This is a genomic window from Dolichospermum circinale AWQC310F, assembly GCF_000426925.1.
Classification (GTDB): domain Bacteria; phylum Cyanobacteriota; class Cyanobacteriia; order Cyanobacteriales; family Nostocaceae; genus Dolichospermum; species Dolichospermum circinale.
Genome location: NZ_KE384688.1, coordinates 30035 through 33578, shown reverse-complemented (window position 1 = coordinate 33578; position 3544 = coordinate 30035). Strand labels below are relative to the sequence as shown.

Sequence of the window (3544 nt, the reverse complement as noted above, 5' to 3'; positions counted from 1 at the left end):
GTGCCGAAGGCATAGGAACGAAGAGAACGAAGAAAAGAGGGTTTGAGAGATATTTTGCGTAAGTCCTGTTATTATTCAGTTTATTTGAATATTCTGCCATAAATCAGCATTAACAAACCTTGACAAATGACCAACATTAGTTGTGGCAATCACAATATCTGCAATATTTAAAGTTACAGCTTGAGCAACTAAAATTATATCTCCATCTATTGTTTTATCACCTGCTGTTGGTTGTCCTTGTTGTCGAGCTTGCGCCCAAAATAAAGCAGCTTGACGCATTGCATTTGTTGTAATTGGTAGATATTCTACCAGTTGAGTTAATTCATCTAAACGAGCAATACCTTTAAATTTATTTGCTCTTAATAATTCTCGTCGCACTTCATAATCAGCAATTTCAGGAATGATAACTCTACTACCTGAAAAAATTAGCATTTGTAGCCATTTAGCGCAAGCCAGGCTTTCATCTGATAATTTGGGATTTGTGATTAAGCCTATAGGTCCAGCATCTAATAAAATAATTTTATTCACCAACTGATACCTTTTAATTCTTGCGGAAATAATTGACGATTGGATAAACGATTTTCATCTAAAGCATTAATTAAATATTCTCCTGTTTCTTGCTGTTCTTGTTCATCACTTTCATCTATCCAAGACTGAAGCACATTAACTATTTTCAATTGTTTTTCTTTTTGTAGCAATTGCACTGCATAAGTTTCCACAGAAAGACCTTGTTGTTTTGCTTCCTGTATTAAATACTGTTCTAATTCTGGTGGTAAGCTGAGGGTTAGTGTCATAAGTCTATTGTGGGTAACTTTATATATTGTATATATTGTAAACCTGTAAAAACAAAAAATTAACTCCAAAATACCCATAACTGCTGTTGGGTTTCGTTCTTCAACCCAACCGACGACTTATAATTGATCGGATAAGCTGCACACCTACATTTAGGCATGAACCTGTGACCGAAACTGGAAAATACAAAGACACCGTCAACTTACCCAAGACTAACTTCGATATGCGGGCAAACGCCATTAAGCGCGAACCCGAAATCCAAAAATTCTGGGCAGAAAACAACATTTATTCTCAACTGGCTGAAAACAACCCCGGCGAATTATTTATACTGCACGATGGTCCTCCCTATGCTAACGGTCAATTACATATTGGTCATGCTTTAAATAAGATTCTCAAAGATATTATTAACCGCTACCAATTGCTAAAAGGTCGTAAGATTCGTTACGTTCCTGGCTGGGATTGTCACGGGTTGCCCATTGAGTTCCGTAGGTTGGGTAGAACGAAGTGAAACCCAACATGATTTCAAAATACCGATTGGTGGTGTTGGGTTTCGTTCCTCAACTCAACCTACATTTGCTAATGGTTTGTGTCGGGTTCTCTTAACTTATGAATTATTTAATTTAGTTGCACGATGTAGTAAGCAATTTCTCTAACTTTAGATAAAGGAATAGGAATTCCTAAAGTTTTATAGCCTACGTTCTGAATTTCCTTTTCTTGGAGTTCCCAACGATGACACCAAATCATATTTCTCATTTTTCCCGGCTCAACTACTAATACTTCCATCGTTGGTAGTAAAAATATCCAGTATTCAGCCTGTGATAGCCATCCCCAACCAGGAATATTTTTATTATCTACAGAGACAGTTTCAAAGAATAAATTTCCTGTTCTTGATGAAGCTAAATCGAATTTATACTCAACGCTGACAGTGCTTCCATCGGGACGCATCAAAATTCTGTCTATACCAGAATTTTGATACTTTTTAACCGTGGAAACATCTAAAATTTTATAGATAGAGCCAAGCCATTTATCAAGAATATTTTCACCATTCTTACCTATGAACTCTTGGCTCTTAAAATCATATATTTTAGTCTTCCTCTGTGTTTTCATTGTTATATTCATTTTCAGCATATAGCATTGGGATAGTAAGCTGCATACCACTATTGTGAAGACGTATAGGAATTCCAGAAAACTTGGAAATCCGCTTGATCCAGTTTTTTAAAGTCTGAGAACGACGATTACTTGTATCAGCACCTCGCAATATTTCTGGAAAAGCTATATTTTTAACTAATTCATCATTTAGTATTCCATCATTTAGTTGACTATCTCTTTCTGAAACGGCGACAATAATTCGCCAAACAGGAGGATAGTGCAACATAGCTTCATAGAGCAATCTTAATTTTAACTCATCATTAATTCCTTCAGCAATTCTCCTGCCTTTTTCTGTTAGTTCTACTAGGTATTGTCTGCCTTTTCGAGTTATTACAATCAGTTCAAGTTGCTCGATAGCGTGCTTCGCATACTGTCCGTGTCGAGAAATATATTCTCTTTTCTTGCCTCTATGTCCTAATTCATAACCTAATTCATAAGAATCTTGAATTCCTTGATGAATTAACTCAATAGCCTTAACAATTTTTTCTGGTTTATCGTACTGGGGAATAGATTCTAGAACATCCTTATCATCCCATTCATCCCTAATATTAAATCTCTGTCTAAATACGTCTGCTGGCTTGACTTTCAATGCAATTATTAAAACTTCCCCTTTCTCAAAGTCAGGTCTGTAAAATAAGTTGCAAGTCAGTCCAGAAATTTGGTTTGTATTAACATCATAAAAATCTGTTTTGCTAAATTGGCCATCTCTCCTCAGAATTTCTAGAAATTGATTAAATTCCACACAAACTTCGGGAGGATAATAGTCTTCTAGTTTATTTAGTTGTTTTTGCAATTCTGACTCAGCTTTGATGTTGAACATGAATTATTTCTTCCTTGAGTAAACTTTCTACTTGAATAAGACCGCTATCTATGGCAAGAAGCTTATGAGCCACTTCTGAAATTGGAATTGAAAGATAATTTGTAAGACGAGGGCTAACAAAAGCTACTGCTCTGCGCGTATGATACGTTACATAAATACAATCAACATCCATTTGTAACCGTTCCCAACATTCCGTTAAATGTAGCCGGAAATCCGATAAAGACATTTCTTCACTTTTACTAATAGCGCCATCTTTTTCAGCTTGTTCTAAATCCTTTAAAGGAACTAAGAATGCAACTACTTGACCATAATAGGTAGCAGCAATTCTCTTCATCCCTAACTGAACTTGACGCTTGAACTTTGGCAAGCTCTCTCTAAGGTCTGATAGTGGGAGCTGCTTAAAAGAACTCACGTGCTTTTTCCTCTCAATGCAATAGTACAAACATATTATTCATCGTTTGACTAAATTTGTATATCAGACAATATAGCTTTATCTAGCAAAAGTTGTCAATATATATTTTAAGTAATTTTATTATTGTTTTACAATTTAGAGCTAAAAAGCTTGTATAGAGATGGTTTCAGGACTAAACTATTTGGAATTCGCTCTACCTATGCTCCCGTAGGTTGGGTAGAACGAAGTGAAACCCAACATTAACCCCAAAATACCCATAACTGCTGTTGGGTTTCGTTCTTCAACCCAACCGACGACTTATAATTGATCGGATAACCTGCACACCTACATTTAGGCATGAACCTGTGACCGAAACTGGAAAATACAAAGAT

General features: G+C 35.8%; 5 protein-coding genes and 1 pseudogene. 1 reads left to right on the top strand and 5 read right to left on the bottom strand.

Annotated features, from left to right (window positions below; all coding sequences use genetic code 11):
• Positions 1 to 75: 75 nt before the first annotated feature.
• Positions 76 to 528, bottom strand: coding sequence for a PIN domain-containing protein (locus ACIR310F_RS22570; protein WP_028084317.1), 453 nt, complete (start codon positions 526 to 528; stop codon positions 76 to 78).
• On the bottom strand, positions 525 to 794 hold the full coding sequence (locus ACIR310F_RS0113745) for a hypothetical protein (RefSeq protein ID WP_028084316.1): 270 nt from the start codon (positions 792 to 794) through the stop codon (positions 525 to 527). Before ACIR310F_RS0113745 ends, ACIR310F_RS22570 begins: the two co-directional genes overlap by 4 nt.
• Positions 795 to 958: 164 nt before the next feature.
• Here ACIR310F_RS0113745 and ACIR310F_RS0113740 point away from each other — a divergent pair.
• Positions 959 to 1297 (top strand): annotated as a pseudogene (locus ACIR310F_RS0113740) (class I tRNA ligase family protein); the annotation flags it as partial.
• A gap of 110 nt (positions 1298 to 1407) precedes the next feature.
• Here the strand turns inward: ACIR310F_RS0113740 and ACIR310F_RS0113735 are convergent.
• From ACIR310F_RS0113735 to ACIR310F_RS22565, 3 genes are read right to left on the bottom strand one after another with little or no spacing between them, the layout of a single operon-like run.
• The gene (locus ACIR310F_RS0113735; protein WP_028084314.1) at positions 1408 to 1899 is read right to left on the bottom strand and encodes a hypothetical protein; all 492 of its coding nucleotides are present in this window, start codon (positions 1897 to 1899) and stop codon (positions 1408 to 1410) included.
• A complete protein-coding gene (locus ACIR310F_RS0113730; RefSeq protein ID WP_028084313.1) occupies positions 1877 to 2761 on the bottom strand; it encodes a DUF7226 domain-containing protein in 885 nt (294 codons plus the stop codon). The genes ACIR310F_RS0113735 and ACIR310F_RS0113730 overlap by 23 nt, the downstream gene beginning before the upstream one ends.
• The gene (locus ACIR310F_RS22565) at positions 2742 to 3128 is read right to left on the bottom strand and encodes a prevent-host-death family protein (RefSeq protein WP_196803219.1); all 387 of its coding nucleotides are present in this window, start codon (positions 3126 to 3128) and stop codon (positions 2742 to 2744) included. The genes ACIR310F_RS0113730 and ACIR310F_RS22565 overlap by 20 nt, the downstream gene beginning before the upstream one ends.
• Positions 3129 to 3544: the final 416 nt, after the last annotated feature.